The sequence below is a fragment of the Pseudomonas benzenivorans genome (assembly GCF_033547155.1).
GTDB classification, from domain to species: domain Bacteria; phylum Pseudomonadota; class Gammaproteobacteria; order Pseudomonadales; family Pseudomonadaceae; genus Aquipseudomonas; species Aquipseudomonas benzenivorans_B.
Map to the genome: position 1 here is coordinate 4,136,112 of NZ_CP137892.1, position 15,361 is coordinate 4,151,472.

At 67.5% G+C, this 15,361-nt stretch carries 14 protein-coding genes and 1 riboswitch; of the genes, 8 read left to right on the forward strand and 6 right to left on the reverse strand.

The window, feature by feature from the left end; all coding sequences use genetic code 11:
* Positions 1-21: 21 nt before the first annotated feature.
* A complete protein-coding gene (locus SBP02_RS19140) occupies positions 22-504 on the forward strand; it encodes a GreA/GreB family elongation factor (protein WP_318643985.1) in 483 nt (160 codons plus the stop codon).
* A gap of 97 nt (positions 505-601) precedes the next feature.
* Positions 602-835, forward strand: a complete 234-nt coding sequence (locus tag SBP02_RS19145; RefSeq protein ID WP_318643986.1) for a DUF2789 domain-containing protein — start codon at positions 602-604, stop codon at positions 833-835.
* Between the two features lie 6 nt (positions 836-841).
* On the opposite strand, the gene SBP02_RS19150 is transcribed toward SBP02_RS19145, so the two are convergent.
* Positions 842-1,339 carry a M48 family metallopeptidase gene (locus SBP02_RS19150; RefSeq protein ID WP_318643987.1) on the reverse strand — a complete coding sequence of 166 codons (498 nt, stop codon included), beginning with the start codon at positions 1,337-1,339 and terminating at the stop codon, positions 842-844.
* A gap of 295 nt (positions 1,340-1,634) precedes the next feature.
* Between SBP02_RS19150 and SBP02_RS19155 the strand changes: the two genes are divergently transcribed.
* On the forward strand, positions 1,635-3,254 hold the full coding sequence (locus SBP02_RS19155) for a M28 family metallopeptidase (protein ID WP_318643988.1): 1,620 nt from the start codon (positions 1,635-1,637) through the stop codon (positions 3,252-3,254).
* A gap of 69 nt (positions 3,255-3,323) precedes the next feature.
* Here the strand turns inward: SBP02_RS19155 and fba are convergent, their stop codons facing one another.
* From fba to tkt, 4 genes are all read right to left on the reverse strand, one after another.
* Entirely contained in the window at positions 3,324-4,388 is a 1,065-nt protein-coding gene (gene fba, locus SBP02_RS19160) for a class II fructose-bisphosphate aldolase (protein ID WP_318643989.1), read from the reverse strand.
* A 113-nt stretch (positions 4,389-4,501) separates the two neighbouring features.
* The gene (locus SBP02_RS19165; RefSeq protein WP_318643990.1) at positions 4,502-5,665 is read right to left on the reverse strand and encodes a phosphoglycerate kinase; all 1,164 of its coding nucleotides are present in this window, start codon (positions 5,663-5,665) and stop codon (positions 4,502-4,504) included.
* Positions 5,666-5,669: 4 nt separating this feature from the next.
* Positions 5,670-6,731 (reverse strand): erythrose-4-phosphate dehydrogenase, encoded by a 1,062-nt coding sequence (gene epd, locus SBP02_RS19170; protein WP_318646379.1) that lies wholly within the window; start codon positions 6,729-6,731, stop codon positions 5,670-5,672.
* Positions 6,732-6,836: 105 nt separating this feature from the next.
* Positions 6,837-8,834 carry a transketolase gene (gene tkt / locus SBP02_RS19175; RefSeq protein ID WP_318643991.1) on the reverse strand — a complete coding sequence of 666 codons (1,998 nt, stop codon included), beginning with the start codon at positions 8,832-8,834 and terminating at the stop codon, positions 6,837-6,839.
* Positions 8,835-9,053: 219 nt separating this feature from the next.
* On the opposite strand from tkt, the gene SBP02_RS19180 reads away from it, so the two are divergent.
* On the forward strand, positions 9,054-10,067 hold the full coding sequence (locus tag SBP02_RS19180; RefSeq protein ID WP_318643992.1) for an ArsR/SmtB family transcription factor: 1,014 nt from the start codon (positions 9,054-9,056) through the stop codon (positions 10,065-10,067).
* A gap of 21 nt (positions 10,068-10,088) precedes the next feature.
* Entirely contained in the window at positions 10,089-11,279 is a 1,191-nt protein-coding gene (gene metK / locus SBP02_RS19185) for a methionine adenosyltransferase (protein ID WP_318643993.1), read from the forward strand.
* A gap of 87 nt (positions 11,280-11,366) precedes the next feature.
* Here metK and SBP02_RS19190 read toward each other — a convergent pair whose 3' ends face one another.
* On the reverse strand, positions 11,367-11,816 hold the full coding sequence (locus tag SBP02_RS19190; protein WP_318643994.1) for a c-type cytochrome: 450 nt from the start codon (positions 11,814-11,816) through the stop codon (positions 11,367-11,369).
* Between the two features lie 181 nt (positions 11,817-11,997).
* Positions 11,998-12,091: riboswitch (S-adenosyl-L-homocysteine riboswitch) on the forward strand.
* A 23-nt stretch (positions 12,092-12,114) separates the two neighbouring features.
* On the opposite strand from SBP02_RS19190, the gene SBP02_RS19195 reads away from it, so the two are divergent.
* The 3 genes from SBP02_RS19195 (at position 12,115) to SBP02_RS19205 (ending at position 15,342) form a co-directional block, all read left to right on the forward strand.
* A complete protein-coding gene (locus SBP02_RS19195; protein ID WP_318643995.1) occupies positions 12,115-13,521 on the forward strand; it encodes an adenosylhomocysteinase in 1,407 nt (468 codons plus the stop codon).
* Positions 13,522-13,601: 80 nt separating this feature from the next.
* Entirely contained in the window at positions 13,602-14,447 is an 846-nt protein-coding gene (gene metF / locus SBP02_RS19200) for a methylenetetrahydrofolate reductase [NAD(P)H] (RefSeq protein WP_318643996.1), read from the forward strand.
* A 145-nt stretch (positions 14,448-14,592) separates the two neighbouring features.
* Entirely contained in the window at positions 14,593-15,342 is a 750-nt protein-coding gene (locus SBP02_RS19205; protein WP_318643997.1) for a substrate-binding periplasmic protein, read from the forward strand.
* Positions 15,343-15,361: the final 19 nt, after the last annotated feature.

A 15,361-nucleotide genomic window follows, 5' to 3' on the forward strand; every position in this document is an offset into this window, starting at 1 on the left:
CCTCTACTTGGCGAGCCGACCTTGAACAAAGCCCAGCTGCAGCAGCTGCTCCTCGAGCGCCTCCAGGCCGACCTGGCCTCGGCCGAACGGGCGGCGCTGAGCGCCCACGAGGCGGCCACCCACGAAGAGAACATCGCCGAGAACAAGTACGACACCCTCGGCCTGGAAGCCGCCTACCTGGCGGCCGGGCAGGCACGGCGGGTGGAGGAAATTCGCCAGGCCCTGAGCGCCTGGCAACGGCTTACGCCGCGCCCCTACGAGGCGGGACAGGGCATCGGGCTCGGCACCCTGGTGTGGCTGGCCGATGCCCACGACAGGGTGCAATGCCTGCTGCTCGGCCCGGACAGCGCCGGCCTGAAGCTGCAGTGGCAGGACCAGGAGGTGCTGGTGATCAGCCCGCGGGCGCCCCTGGGCCAGCGCCTGCTCGGCAGCGACGTGGGCGACGAGGTGGAGATCCGGGTGGCCGGCGGACTGCAGCACTTCGAGGTGCTGCGGGCCCTCTGAGCCGATCGCCCCGTATCTGCGCTAGGCTGATAGAGGCAGCGCCGCGCGCCGGCCGGCGCCGTTTCAGCGCCCTGTTCACCGAGCAGAGGAACCCATCATGGAAACCCCCATCCACAGTCTCCCGGCCCTGTTCAAACAGCTCGGCCTGCCCGCCGACCAGGCCGGCATCGAGCGCTTCGTCCGCACCCATTCGCCCCTGGCGCCGACCTGCAAGCTGGCCGACGCGCCGTTCTGGAGCCCGGCCCAGGCGAGCTTCCTGCGCGAGGAAATCCTCGAGGACGCCGACTGGGCCGAGGTGGTCGACCAGCTCAACCTGATGCTGCGCGGCTAGCCCCGACTAAGCCGGGGACAGCTCGCGCCAGGTCAGGTACAGACGCAGGTCGAACTCCAGCTGCCGGTACCCGGGCAGCATGTGCTCGCATAACTGGTAGAAGGCCTTGTTGTGCTCGCTCTCCCTCAGGTGCGCCAGCTCGTGCACCACGATCATCTGCAGAAACTCCGGAGCCGCTTCCTTGAACAACGAAGCGACGCGGATCTCCTTCTTCGCCTTGAGCTTGCCGCCCTGCACCCGCGAGACCGCGGTGTGCAGGCCCAGGGCACGGTGGGTCAGGTCCAGGCGATTGTCGTACAGCACCTTGTCCAACGGCGGCGCCTTGCGCAGATGTTCCTGCTTGAGGGCCATGGCGTAGGCATACAGCGCCTTATCGCTCTGCACCTCATGCCGGCCGCCATAACGCCGGCCCAGGTAGTCGCCCAGGCGCCGCTCGGCGATCAGCCGGTGCACTTGGTCGAGCAGATGGGCGGGATAACCCTGGAGATATTTCAGTGGCGTCATGGCCGCAGCCTGGTCACTCACGAGCAAGAGTCGGGGCCGCGGAGTATGCCGCAACCCCCGGCGACACGCCTACCGCCGGTCGCCGAGTCCCGGCCGCCCCCCACTGACAACGGCTCTTTCGGCCAGGCAACCGCGCTAAAGAGTGCCGCAATTCACAGAGATGGTACGTGCGCTCCACATTCCGCAAACCCCGACTACGCTTCAGACTCGCGTCCGGATCGATGCAGTCAAGGACCAGTCGCCAGGGGCCACAAGCCGGCCTGGCAACGCGCTCTCCCTAAGGATTGGAGGAACCATGAACAAAACAGTTACCCACTGGCGTTTTCTCGGCGGGGCGCTTGCCCTCGCGCTTTCCACCGGCCTGCAGGCCGCCCCGCCGTCGCCCAGCGACCTGCTCAACGAATTCTGGAGCCCGGCCCGACCGACCTCGGCCGGCTGCAACTCGTTGCTGCTGAACAACAGCCCCCTGGGCCTGCCCCGCTGCATGCAGGCCAGCAAGACCCTGTATCACCTGCAGATGCTGCAGGACATCGCCGCGGCCAACGGCGGCACCCGCGCCGCGGGCCTGCCGGGCTACCAGGCCTCGGTGGACTACGTGAAACAGACCCTGGAGCAGGCCGGTTACCAGGTCACCTTGCAGCCCTTCCCCTTCACCGCGTTCTACCCCCAGGGCCCGGGCGAGCTGGCCATAGTGGCGCCCACGCCGACCAGTTATGAGTGGGAGAAGGACTTCACCTACCTGTCGCAGACCGAAGCCGGCAACCTCACCGCCAGCGTCGCCCCGGTAGACCTGGCCCTGGGCCCGGACAACGCCTCCACCAGTGGCTGCGAGGCCGAGGACTTCGCCGGCTTCCCCGCCGGCGCCATCGCCCTGATTCAGCGCGGCGCCTGCAGCTTCGAGCAGAAGGCGGAGAACGCCGCGGCGGCCGGTGCCGTCGGTGCGATCATCTTCAACCAGGGCAACAGCGAGGACCGCAAGGGCCTGCTCAACGCGACCCTGGGCGATGGTTACGCAGGCGGCATTCCGGTGCTGTTCGCCACCTATGACCTGGGGGCGGCCTGGGCGACCACCGCCGGCCTGCAACTGCGCCTGCTGGTCGACGTGGTGCGCGAGAAGACCGAGACCTTCAACATCATCGCCGAGACCCGTCGGGGCAACCCGGACAACGTGGTGATGGTCGGCGCCCACCTCGACTCGGTGTTCGAAGGCGGCGGCATCCAGGACAACGGCTCGGGCAGTGCCGCCGTGCTGGAAATGGCCCTGCAGATGCGCAAGGCCCGGCCGCGCAACAAGGTACGCTTCGCCTGGTGGGGCGCCGAAGAGTCCGGCCTGGTCGGCTCGACCCACTACGTGAAGACCCTCAGCGCCGAAGAGAAGGCCAAGGTCAAGGTCTACCTGAACTTCGACATGATCGCCTCGCCGAACTTCGCCTACTTCATCTACGACGGCGACGGCTCGGACTTCGGCCTCGAAGGCCCGCCCGGCTCGGCGGCGGTGGAGAAGCTGTTCGAGACTTACTACCGCCTGCGCGCCCTGCCGTCGGAAGGCGACGAGATCAGCTTCCGCTCCGACTATGCGCAGTTCTTCCTCGACGGCATCGCCTTCGGCGGCCTGTTCACCGGCGCCGAAGTGCTGAAGAGCGAGGAACAGGCGGCGAAGTACGGCGGCGACGCCGGGGTCGCCTTCGACCCCTGCTACCACCAGGCCTGCGACAACGTCCTCAACATCGACCGGCAGGCACTGGAGATCAACGGCGATGCCGCCGCCTTCGCCACCAGTTGGCTGTCGCTGTCGACCCAGATCATCGACGACGAAATCGCTGCAGCCCAGCAGAAGCCGAGCAGCCGCGCCTTCAGCGCCCAGAAGTCCGCGGCCTACGACATCACCCACTGGGGCAAGCACTGGGTCAAGTAACCCTGCGGCTTCACCTGCAAGCGCAACAAAAAAGCCCGCTCTAGAGCGGGCTTTTTTGCGACCTCAGGCTTAGTTGACCTTGGCGGCCAGCTCGCCCTTGGCGTAGCGCAGGTACATGGCTTCCAGGGACATCGGCTTGATCTTGGAGGCGTTGCCGGCGGTGCCGAAGGCCTCGTAGCGGGCGATGCAGATGTCGCGCATGGCCTCGACGGTCTTGGCGAAGAACTTGCGCGGGTCGAACTCGCTCGGGTGCTGGGCCATGAAGCGGCGCATGGCGCCGGTGGAGGCCAGGCGCAGGTCGGTGTCGATGTTGACCTTGCGCACGCCATGCTTGATGCCTTCGACGATCTCCTCGACCGGCACGCCGTAGGTTTCCTTGATGTCGCCGCCGAACTCGTTGATCACCGCCAGCCACTCCTGCGGCACGCTGCTCGAGCCGTGCATCACCAGGTGGGTGTCGGGGATGCGCGCATGGATCGCCTTGATGCGGTCGATGGCGAGGATGTCGCCGGTCGGCGGCTTGGTGAACTTGTAGGCGCCGTGGCTGGTGCCGATGGCAATCGCCAGGGCATCGACCTGGGTGCGCTTGACGAAGTCGGCGGCCTCTTCCGGGTCGGTGAGCATCTGGCTGTGGTCCAGGGTGCCCTCGGCGCCGATGCCGTCTTCCTCGCCGGCCTGGCCGGTTTCCAGGCTGCCCAGGCAGCCCAGCTCGCCTTCCACCGAGACGCCGCAGGCATGGGCCATGGCCACGGTCTCCTGGGTCACGCGCACGTTGTAGTCGTAGTCGGCCGGGGTCTTGCCGTCTTCCTTGAGCGAGCCGTCCATCATCACCGAGCTGAAGCCCAGCTGGATCGAGCGCTGACACACCGCCGGGCTGGTGCCGTGGTCCTGGTGCATGCACACCGGGATATGCGGGAACTCCTCGATGGCGGCGAGGATCAGGTGGCGCAGGAAGGGCGCGCCGGCGTACTTGCGGGCGCCGGCCGAGGCCTGGACGATCACCGGCGAGTCGGTCCGGTCGGCCGCTTCCATGATGGCGCGCATCTGCTCGAGGTTGTTGACGTTGAAGGCCGGCACGCCGTAGCCGAATTCGGCGGCGTGGTCGAGCATCTGGCGCATGCTGATGAGTGCCATGGTGTTCTTTCTCCCGGTGGGGGTCGTTAATCGGTGCAAGCCTGCCCCAGGGGCAGGCCGTGTTCAAGTCTCATGGGACCGGGGGTCGGCTCCCGGTCCGCGGCGAATCCGCCTCAGCCCCGGGCGCGCTCCTCGAGCACGGCCACGGCCGGCAGCACCTTGCCCTCGACGAACTCGAGGAAGGCGCCGCCGCCGGTGGAAATGTAGGAGATGCGCTCGGCCACGCCGTACTTGTCGATGGCCGCCAGGGTGTCGCCACCACCGGCGATGGAGAAGGCCGGGCTCTCGGCGATGGCTTCGGCCAGGGCCCTGGTGCCGTTGCCGAACTGGTCGAACTCGAAGACTCCGACCGGGCCGTTCCACAGGATGGTCTGGCAGGCCTTGAGCAACTCGGCGAACTGCGCGGCGGTCTGCGGGCCGATGTCGAGGATCATGTCGTCCGCGGCCACCTCGGCCACCGGTTTGACGGTCGCCTCGGCGTCTTCGGCGAAGGCCTTGGCCACCACCACGTCCACCGGCAGCGGCACGCTGACCTTGGCGGCGATGGCGCGGGCGGTCTCCACCAGGTCGGCCTCGTACAGCGACTTGCCCACCGGCAGGCCGGCGGCGGCGAGGAAGGTGTTGGCGATGCCGCCACCGACGATCAGCTGGTCGCAGACCTGGCTGAGGCTGTTGAGCACGTCCAGCTTGGTGGAGACCTTGGAGCCGGCGACGATCGCCGCCATGGGCTGGGCCGGATTACCCAGGGCCTTGCCCAGGGCGTCCAGCTCGGCGGCCAGCAGCGGGCCGGCGCAGGCCACCGGGGCGAACTTGGCCACGCCGTGGGTCGAGCCCTGGGCGCGGTGGGCGGTGCCGAAGGCGTCCATGACGAACACGTCGCACAGCGCGGCGTACTGCTGGGCCAACTCGTCGGTGTTCTTCTTCTCGCCCGGGTTGAAACGCACGTTCTCCAGCAGCACCAGCTCGCCGGGCTGCACCGCGACGCCGCCGAGGTAGTCCCTGACCAGCGGCACGTCGCGGCCCAGGGCCTTGGACAGGTAGTCGGCTACCGGCTGCAGGCTGTCGGCCGCGCTGAACACGCCCTCCTCCGGACGCCCCAGGTGCGAGCAGACCAGCACCGCCGCACCCTGCTCCAGGGCCAGCTTGAGGGTCGGCAGGGCCGCGAGGATGCGCGCGTCGCTCGTCACCACGCCGTCTTTCACCGGCACGTTGAGGTCTTCGCGGATCAGCACGCGCTTACCGGCGAGGTCGAGGTCGGTCATCTTCACAACGGTCATATATTCAGTCCTTCACGGGGGCTGGTGTTTCGGTGGATACAGCAAGAAAGTGTTCGGCCACATCGAGCATGCGGTTGGCGAAGCCCCATTCGTTGTCGAACCAGGCCAGCAGGTTGACCAGGCGCGGGCCGGAGACCCGGGTCTGGCTGCCATCGACCACCGCCGAATGGGGGTCGTGGTTGAAGTCGCAGCTGGCATGGGGCAGCTCGGTGTAGGCGATCAGGCCCTTGAGCGGCCCGCCTTCCGCGGCCTGACGCAGCACCCGGTTGATCTCGGCGGCGCTGGTGTCGCGGGCGGTCTGCAGGGTGATGTCCAGGCAGGAGACGTTGACCGTCGGCACGCGGATGGCCTTGGCCTGGATGCGCCCGGCCAGCTCCGGCAACAGGCGCTCGATGCCCTTGGCCAGGCCCGTGGAGACCGGGATCACCGACTGGAAGGCCGAGCGCGTGCGGCGCAGGTCCTCGTGGTGGTAGGCATCGATCACCGGCTGGTCGTTCATCGCCGAATGGATGGTGGTGATGGACACGTACTCCAGGCCCACGGCGTCGTTGAGCAGCTTGAGCAGCGGCACCCCGCAGTTGGTGGTGCAGCTGGCATTGGACACCAGGCGCTCGCGGCCGGTCAGGCGCTGCTGGTTGACCCCGTAGACGATGGTGGCGTCGATGTCCGCCTCACCGGCCATCGGCTGGGAGAACAGCACCCGCGGTGCACCGGCGGCCAGGAAGCGCTCGCCGTCGGCGCGGGTGGTGTACTGGCCGGAACACTCCAGCAGCAGGTCGATGTCCAGCGCCGCCCAGTCGATGCCCTCCGGCGCCTCCTCGCGCAACACCTTCACGCAGTCGCCGTTGATGTGCAGGCAGTCGCCCTCGACCCGCACTTCGCCGGGGAAGCGGCCATGGGTGGAGTCGAAGCGGGTCAGGTATTCCAGGCTGGCCTGGTCGGCCAGGTCGTTCAGCGCGACGATTTCCAACCGCGCACCGGCGCCACGTTCGTGCAGGGCGCGCAACACGCAGCGGCCGATACGGCCGTAGCCGTTGAGGGCAACTCGATAGGGACGATGGGACATGGCGATCTCGATGGCAAAACGACCGTAGGACGGGTTGAGCGCAGCGATACCCATGCTGCACCGCGATGGGTATCGGCGCTACGCGCCTCGACCCATCCTACGTGATCAGGCGTCCAGCAGCTCGGCGGCGGTTTCCAGGACGTTCTCCAGGGTGAAGCCGAAGTGCTCGAACAGCGCCGCCGCCGGCGCCGATTCTCCGAAGCTGGTCATTCCGATCACCCGACCCTCGAGGCCGACGTACTTGTACCAGAAGTCGGCGTGGGCGGCCTCGATGGCGATCCGCGCACCGACCTGCAGCGGCAGCACGGCCTGCTTGTAGCCGGCGTCCTGCTGGTCGAACACGCTGGTCGACGGCATCGACACCACGCGCACCTTGCGGCCCTGCTCGCTCAGCGCCTCGAAGGCCTGCACGGCCAGGCCGACTTCCGAGCCGGTGGCGATGAGGATCAGCTCCGGCTCGCCGGCGCAGTCCTTGAGCACGTAGCCGCCGCGGGCGATGTCGCCCAGCTGGGCGGCGTCGCGGCTCTGGTGCGCCAGGTTCTGGCGGCTGAAGATCAGTGCGCTGGGGCCGTCGTTGCGCTCGATGGCGCACTTCCAGGCCACCGCCGACTCCACCGCGTCGGCCGGACGCCAGGTGTTGAGGTTCGGCGTGCAGCGCAGGCTGGCCAGCTGCTCGATCGGCTGATGGGTCGGGCCGTCCTCGCCCAGGCCGATGGAGTCGTGGGTGTAGACGAACAGCACGCGCTGCTTCATCAGCGCGGCCATACGCACGGCATTGCAGGCGTATTCCATGAACACCAGGAAGGTCGCGCCGTAGGGAATGAAGCCACCGTGCAGGGCGATGCCGTTCATGATCGCGCTCATGCCGAACTCGCGCACGCCGTAGAACAGGTAGTTGCCCGAGGCGTCCTCGGCCGAGACCCCCTGGCAGCCCTTCCACAGGGTCAGGTTGGAACCGGCCAGGTCGGCGGAACCGCCGAGGAACTCCGGCAGCAGCGGGCCGAAGGCGTTCAGTGCGTTCTGGCTGGCCTTGCGGCTGGCGATGGTCTCGCCCTTGGCGGCGACCTCCTGGATATAGGCGGCGGCCTGCTCGGCGAAATCGGCCGGCAGTTCGCCCTTGATGCGCCGCTGGAACTCGGCGGCCAGTTCGGGATAGGCGGCGGCATAGGCGGCGAAGCGCTCGTTCCACTCGGCCTCGACGGCGGCGCCGGCCTGCTTGGCGTCCCACTCGGCGTAGATCTCCGCGGGGATCTCGAAGGGGCCGTGCTCCCAACCCAGGGTGGCGCGGGTCAGGGCGATCTCGTCGACGCCCAGCGGCGCGCCGTGGCAGTCTTCCTTGCCCTGCTTGTTCGGCGAGCCGAAGCCGATGGTGGTCTTGCAGCAGATCAGGGTCGGCTGCGCGCTCTTGCGCGCGGTGTCGATGGCCATCTTGATTTCTTCGGCGTCGTGGCCGTCGACGTTGCGGATCACCTGCCAGCCGTAGGCCTCGAAGCGGTTCGGCGTGTCGTCGGTGAACCAGCCCTCGACCTCGCCGTCGATGGAGATGCCGTTGTCGTCGTAGAAGGCGATCAGCTTGCCCAGGCCCAGGGTGCCGGCCAGGGAGCAGACCTCATGGCTGATGCCTTCCATCATGCAGCCGTCGCCGAGGAACACGTAGGTGTGGTGGTCGACGATGCCGTGGCCTTCGCGGTTGAACTGCGCGGCCAGGACCTTTTCGGCGATGGCCAGGCCCACGGCGTTGGCCAGGCCCTGGCCGAGCGGGCCGGTGGTGGTCTCCACGCCCGGGGTGTAGCCGTATTCCGGGTGACCCGGGGTGCGGCTGTCCATCTGGCGGAACTGTTTGAGGTCTTCGATCCCCAGGTCGTAGCCGGTCAGGTGCAGCAGCGAATAGATCAGCATCGAGCCGTGGCCGTTGGACAGCACGAAACGGTCGCGGTCGGCGAACTCGGGGTTGCTCGGGTTGTGCTTGAGGTAGTCGCGCCACAGAACCTCGGCGATATCCGCCATGCCCATCGGGGCACCGGGGTGGCCGCTGTTGGCTTTCTGCACGGCATCCATGCTCAGGGCACGAATGGCATTGGCACGCTCACGACGGCTGGGCATCGCTAATCTCCTACGGGGGCTGCTTCTTGATGAAAGGGCGAAAAAGGCGGCCATTTTCGCCCAGCCGGGCGCCGCGGGGCAATGACAGATGGTCGCGGGTCGCGGTTTTCTCGGCCTTGCTGCGACCTCCACGGGGCCAATCGCGCCACAACAGCAATATCAAAACTTTTTGATATTGCTGTTGCTGGATGAAAAATGACCGACTAGACTTCGCGCCCCATGAACATGCGCGTCCCCCAGCTGAGCTTCGAGCCCGCCGACGAACTGGCCGCCCTGTGCAAGGCCGGCGGCGACCCGCTGCGCCTGAACGTGCTGCGCGCCCTGGCCAACGACTCCTTCGGCGTGCTGGAACTGGCGCAGATCTTCGCCATCGGCCAGTCGGGCATGAGCCACCACCTCAAGGTGCTGGCCCAGGCCGGCCTGGTGGCCACCCGCCGCGAGGGCAACGCGATCTTCTATCGCCGCGCCCTGGCCCAGGGCGACGCCCTCGGCGGCACCCTGCACGCCGCGCTGCTCAGCGAAGCCGACGGCCTGGCGCTGCCGGCCGAGGCCCAGGCGCGCATCGCCGAAGTGCATGCCCGGCGGGCGGCGACCAGCCGGGACTTCTTCGCCCGCACGGCGGCCAGCTTCCAGGCCCAGCAGGACCTGATCGCCGGCCTGCCGCAGTACCGCGACAGCGTGCTGGCGCTGCTCGACGCCCTGGACCTGGCGCACGAGGCCACGGCCCTGGAGGTCGGCCCCGGCGACGGCAGTTTCCTGCCCGAGCTGGCGCGGCGCTTCAAGCGGGTCACCGCGCTGGACAACAGCGCGGCAATGCTCGAGCTGGCGCGCCAGCGCTGCGAGAAACATGGGCTGGGCAATGTCGAGCTGCGCCTGGCCGATGCGCTGAATGACGATTACCCGGGCGCCGATTGCCTGGTGCTGAACATGGTCCTGCACCATTTCGCCGCACCGGCCGAGGCGCTCAAGCAGCTGGCGCGGCGGGTAAACCACGGCGGCAGCCTGCTGATCAGCGAGTTGTGCAGCCACGACCAGAGTTGGGCCAGGCAGGCCTGCGGCGATCTCTGGCTGGGCTTCGAACAGGACGACCTGGCCCGCTGGGCCAGCGCCGCGGGGCTCATACCCGGCGATAGCCAGTACGTGGGCCTGCGCAATGGTTTCCAGATTCAGGTGCGGCATTTCGCCAAGCCGGATGAACACACCGGCCCACGGGCCACCCTCACCCACCGGTAATTAATTTAGGAAGACCGATAGATGAGCGACTACTCCCTGTTTACCTCCGAGTCCGTGTCCGAAGGCCATCCGGACAAGATCGCCGACCAGATCTCCGACGCGGTGCTCGATGCCATCATCGCCCAGGACAAGTATGCCCGCGTGGCCTGCGAGACCCTGGTCAAGACCGGCGTGGCGATCATCGCCGGCGAAGTCACCACCAGCGCCTGGGTCGACCTGGAAGAGCTGGTGCGCAAGGTGATCATCGACATCGGCTACGACAGCTCCGACGTCGGCTTCGACGGCGCCACCTGCGGCATCATCAACATCATCGGCAAGCAGTCCCCGGACATCAACCAGGGCGTCGACCGGGCCAAGCCGGAAGACCAGGGCGCCGGCGACCAGGGCCTGATGTTCGGCTACGCCAGCAACGAGACCGACGTGCTGATGCCGGCGCCGATCTGCTTCAGCCACCGCCTGGTCGAGCGCCAGGCCGAGGCACGCAAGTCCGGCCTGCTGCCCTGGCTGCGCCCGGACGCCAAGAGCCAGGTCACCTGCCGCTACGAGAACGGCAAGGTCACCGGCATCGACGCCGTGGTGCTGTCCACCCAGCACAATCCGGACGTCAGCTACAACGACCTGCGCGAAGGCGTGATGGAGCTGATCGTCAAGCACGTGCTGCCGGCCGAGCTGCTGCACAAGGACACCCAGTTCCACATCAACCCCACCGGCCAGTTCATCATCGGCGGCCCGGTGGGCGACTGCGGCCTGACCGGGCGCAAGATCATCGTCGACTCCTACGGCGGCATGGCCCGCCACGGCGGCGGCGCCTTCTCCGGCAAGGACCCGTCCAAGGTCGACCGCAGCGCCGCCTACGCCGGCCGCTACGTGGCCAAGAACATCGTCGCCGCGGGCCTGGCCGAGCGCTGCGAGATCCAGGTGTCCTACGCCATCGGCGTGGCCCAGCCGACCTCCATCTCGATCAACACCTTCGGCACCAACAAGGTCAGCGACGAGACCATCATCAAGCTGGTGCGCGAGGTCTTCGACCTGCGCCCCTACGCCATCACCAAGATGCTCGACCTGCTCCACCCGATGTACCAGCCGACCGCGGCCTACGGCCACTTCGGCCGCGAGCCGTTCGAGATGAGCTACGGCGACGACAGCTTCACCGCCTTCACCTGGGAGAAGACCGACAAGGCCGCCGAACTGCGCGCCGCCGCCGGCCTGTAAGCGCCTCCCGGCACCACGAAAAAGCCCCGCATCCGCGGGGCTTTTTATTAGTTGGACAACGGCACGAGGGTGCAGTCGCCCGCCCGCTCAGAACGCGCGAAACTCCTGATGACAGGCCTCGCAGCTCTCCTCGACGCGCTGCATGGCCGGCGCCAGTTCGCGCTCGCGCAGCGGCTTGGCGGTGGTGGCGGCAACCAGCGCGGCGGTGGCGCCTTCCAGCTCGCGGGCCAGCTGCTGGAAGCGCGCCTGGCGCTGCCACACCTCGTCCCTGGCCTGGGTGCCGTCCTCCTCCCGCACCTGGGGGAAGTGCTGCCAGGGTGCGTGGGCCAGCCGGTCCAGCTCGGCGGCGCCCTCGGTGAAGCGCTGCCCGTCGAAGGCCAGGCGCCCGCGCAGCATGCCGCCGAGGTCTTCGCTGGTCTTGAGCATCTGCTTGAAGATGGTCTGGCGCTGGCCCAGGGGCGAGTTCGGATCGACCTCGCCGCAAGCGACGAGGGCCAGGCTGGCGAGCAGGACGGGTAAGGCGATTTTCAATTTCATGGACCACGGATTCGGCGACGAAGGCGGGCCACAGTATCCCCACTCGCGGCGCCCCGGCCAAGCGCGGTGTTTTGCCGCAGCTGTCGGCCCGGCGGCGACGGAAAGCCTTGGGCTTGGCCGCAAGCCTGGCTATAATTCGCAGGTTTCACGCGACCGGCACCGCTCCGGTCGTGCCCGCCACCCGTCCGAGGGGCGCTGCAGCAAGCCTCATTCGCTGAGGATTTGTCAGGCTCGGATGGGGCGTTATCCATACGCATCAACGGCGCCCATTCGCAGACAACGAATGGAGAACTCAGTTATGAGCGCTGTACTGACGCCTGCCGGTTTCACCGACTACAAGGTCGCCGACATTTCCCTGGCCGCCTGGGGCCGCCGCGAGCTGATCATCGCCGAATCCGAGATGCCGGCACTGATGGGCCTGCGCCGCAAGTACGCTGCCGAGCAACCGCTCAAGGGCGCGAAGATCCTCGGCTGCATCCACATGACCATCCAGACCGGCGTGCTGATCGAGACCCTGATCGCCCTGGGCGCCGAGGTGCGCTGGTCGAGCTGCAACATCTTCTCCACCCAGGACCAGGCCGCCGCCGCCATCGCCGCCGCCGGCATCCCGGTGTTCGCCTGGAAGGGCGAGACCGAGGCCGAGTACGAGTGGTGCATCGAGCAGACCATCCTCAAGGACGGCCAGCCCTGGGACGCCAACATGGTCCTGGACGACGGCGGCGACCTGACCGAGATCCTGCACAAGAAATACCCGGCGATGCTGGAGAAGATCCACGGCATCACCGAGGAAACCACCACCGGCGTGCACCGCCTGCTCGACATGCTCAAGGCCGGCACCCTGAAAGTCCCGGCGGTCAACGTCAACGACTCGGTGACCAAGAGCAAGAACGACAACAAGTACGGCTGCCGCCACAGCCTCAACGACGCCATCAAGCGCGGCACCGACCACCTGCTGTCGGGCAAGCAGGCCCTGGTGATCGGCTACGGCGACGTGGGCAAGGGCTCGGCCCAGTCGCTGCGCCAGGAAGGCATGATCGTCAAGGTCAGCGAAGTCGACCCGATCTGCGCCATGCAGGCCTGCATGGACGGCTTCGAGCTGGTCTCCCCCTACAAGAACGGCCTCAACGACGGCACCGAGGCCAGCGTCGACGCCGAGCTGCTGGGCAAGATCGACCTGATCGTCACCACCACCGGTAACGTCAACGTCTGCGACGCCGGCATGCTCAAGGCGCTGAAGAAGCGCGCCGTGGTGTGCAACATCGGCCACTTCGACAACGAGATCGACACCGCCTTCATGCGCAAGCACTGGGCATGGGAAGAGGTCAAGCCGCAGGTGCACAAGGTTCACCGCACCGGCCTGGACCTCGACCCGCTCAACGACGACTACCTGATCCTCCTGGCCGAAGGCCGCCTGGTCAACCTGGGCAACGCCACCGGCCACCCGAGCCGGATCATGGACGGCTCCTTCGCCAACCAGGTGCTGGCGCAGATCTTCCTGTTCGGCCAGAAGTTCGCCGACCTGCCGGCGGCCGAGAAGGCCGCGCGCCTGTGCGTGGAAGTGCTGCCGAAGAAACTGGACGAGGAAGTGGCCCTGGAAATGGTCAAGGGCTTCGGTGGCGTGGTCACCCAGCTGACGCCGAAGCAGGCCGAGTACATCGGCGTGGCCGTGGAAGGCCCGTTCAAGCCGGACAGCTACCGCTACTAAGCCCCGGCCGCAGGCGCCCCGCGCAGCCCCCGGGCCGCCCGGGGCGCCCTGCCTCATCAGCCTCACGCCTGGAAATTTCTATGAGCCAAGAACGCAGCTTCAGCTTCGAGTTCTTCCCCGCGAAGACCGAAGCCGGGCATGAAAAACTACTGGACACCGCGCGCCAGCTGGCCGTCTACAAGCCTGATTTCTTCTCCTGCACTTACGGCGCCGGCGGCTCGACCCGCGGCCGTACCGTGCATACGGTGCTGCAGCTGAACGAGGAGGTAAAGGTCGCCACCGCGCCGCACCTGTCCTGCGTCGGCGACAGCAAGGCCGAACTGCGCGAGTTGCTGACCCTGTACAAGGATGCCGGGATCGAGCGCATCGTCGCCCTGCGCGGCGACCTGCCGTCCGGCATGGGCCTGGCCAGCGGCGAGCTGCGCTATGCCAACGAGCTGGTCGGCTTCATCCGCGAGGAAACCGGCGACCACTTCCATATCGAGATCGCCGCTTACCCGGAGATGCATCCCCAGGCGCGCAACTTCGAGGCCGATATCGCCAACTTCGTGCGCAAGGCCAAGGCCGGCGCCAGCAGCGCCATCACCCAGTACTTCTTCAACGTCGACAGCTACTTCTACTTCGTCGAACGGGTACGCAAGCTGGGCGTGGACATCCCGGTGGTGCCCGGCATCATGCCGATCACCAACTACAGCAAGCTGGCGCGCTTCTCCGATGCCTGCGGCGCGGAGATTCCACGCTGGGTGCGCAAGCAGCTGGAGGCCTACGGCGACGACAGCGACAGCATCCGCGCCTATGGCGAGCAGGTGGTCAGCGAGATGTGCGAGCGCCTGCTGCAAGGCGGCGCACCCGGGCTGCACTTCTACACCATGAATCTGGCGGGCCCCAGCCTGGCGATCTGGAACAACCTCAAGCTGTCCGGCTGAATCCAGCTGGCGCCTGGAGGCCGGGGAACGTCCGGCTTCCAGGCGCGGCCCGCGGCCGCCAAGCGGCGTCCCCGGCGCACTTTGCACGACCGTGTCAGCCGCGTATTCTGGCGCGATGACGGCATGCCAACGACTTCTCATCACCTTGTTGCTCGCGGGCCTGAGCCTGACCGCCCAGGGCCAGCCGCTGCGCATCGTCAGCGAAGCCTGGCCGCCCTACATCTACGAGGAAAATGGGCAGCTGCGCGGCCAGGACTACGAGGCGGCCGCCATCGTCCTGCAGCGCATGGGAGTCGAAGCCCATTGGCAGCTGATGCCCTGGAAGCGCTGCCTGGCAGCCTTCGGCCAGGGCCGGGTGGACGGCATCTTCGATGTCTTCCAGACCGGCGCCCGGCAAGCCACCATGCTGTTTCCCGACGAGCCGCTGTCGGAGATCGAATTCGTCCTGTTCCACAACACCGCACGCCCCCACCACTACCGCCGCCTGAGCGACCTCGATGGGCTGAAGGTCGGCGTCTCTGCCGGCTACTGGTATGCCAATCGCGAATTTCGCGAATCCGCACGCTTCCGCCGTGAGCCCGCGCCCAACCATGCGGCCAACTTCGGCAAGCTGATGCGCAACCGCGTGGACCTGGTGATCAACGACCACCGCGCCGGGCACTTCCTGCTGGACCAGATGAAGCTGAGCGAAGCGATCGGGCACAGCCCCCGAGTGGTCAGCCGTGACCGTCTGTACCTGGGCCTGCGCCGCGATGCCGGCCTGGAGGCGTTTGCCGAGCGCTTCGCCGAGGAGCTGCGGCGCTTCAAGGCCGAGCCGGCCTATGCCGCCCTGCTCGCCCGTTACGCACCGCTCCACGGGACCCATGCCACGCCCGTCGAAGTGCGGAGCCCTTGAAGCCCCGGCCGCCCCTCCC

Excerpts from the sequence above, each read along its gene's own strand:
- SBP02_RS19195 (WP_318643995.1), top strand. The coding sequence starts at position 12,115 with ATGAGCGCTGTACTGACGCCTGCCGGTTTCACCGACTACAAGGTCGCC.
- SBP02_RS19180 (WP_318643992.1), top strand. The coding sequence starts at position 9,054 with ATGAACATGCGCGTCCCCCAGCTGAGCTTCGAGCCCGCCGACGAACTG.
- SBP02_RS19145 (WP_318643986.1), top strand. The coding sequence starts at position 602 with ATGGAAACCCCCATCCACAGTCTCCCGGCCCTGTTCAAACAGCTCGGC.
- SBP02_RS19155 (WP_318643988.1), top strand. The coding sequence starts at position 1,635 with ATGAACAAAACAGTTACCCACTGGCGTTTTCTCGGCGGGGCGCTTGCC.
- tkt (WP_318643991.1), bottom strand. The coding sequence starts at position 8,834 with ATGCCCAGCCGTCGTGAGCGTGCCAATGCCATTCGTGCCCTGAGCATG.
- metF (WP_318643996.1), top strand. The coding sequence starts at position 13,602 with ATGAGCCAAGAACGCAGCTTCAGCTTCGAGTTCTTCCCCGCGAAGACC.
- SBP02_RS19150 (WP_318643987.1), bottom strand. The coding sequence starts at position 1,339 with ATGACGCCACTGAAATATCTCCAGGGTTATCCCGCCCATCTGCTCGAC.
- SBP02_RS19190 (WP_318643994.1), bottom strand. The coding sequence starts at position 11,816 with ATGAAATTGAAAATCGCCTTACCCGTCCTGCTCGCCAGCCTGGCCCTC.
- metK (WP_318643993.1), top strand. The coding sequence starts at position 10,089 with ATGAGCGACTACTCCCTGTTTACCTCCGAGTCCGTGTCCGAAGGCCAT.
- epd (WP_318646379.1), bottom strand. The coding sequence starts at position 6,731 with ATGTCCCATCGTCCCTATCGAGTTGCCCTCAACGGCTACGGCCGTATC.
- SBP02_RS19165 (WP_318643990.1), bottom strand. The coding sequence starts at position 5,665 with ATGACCGTTGTGAAGATGACCGACCTCGACCTCGCCGGTAAGCGCGTG.
- fba (WP_318643989.1), bottom strand. The coding sequence starts at position 4,388 with ATGGCACTCATCAGCATGCGCCAGATGCTCGACCACGCCGCCGAATTC.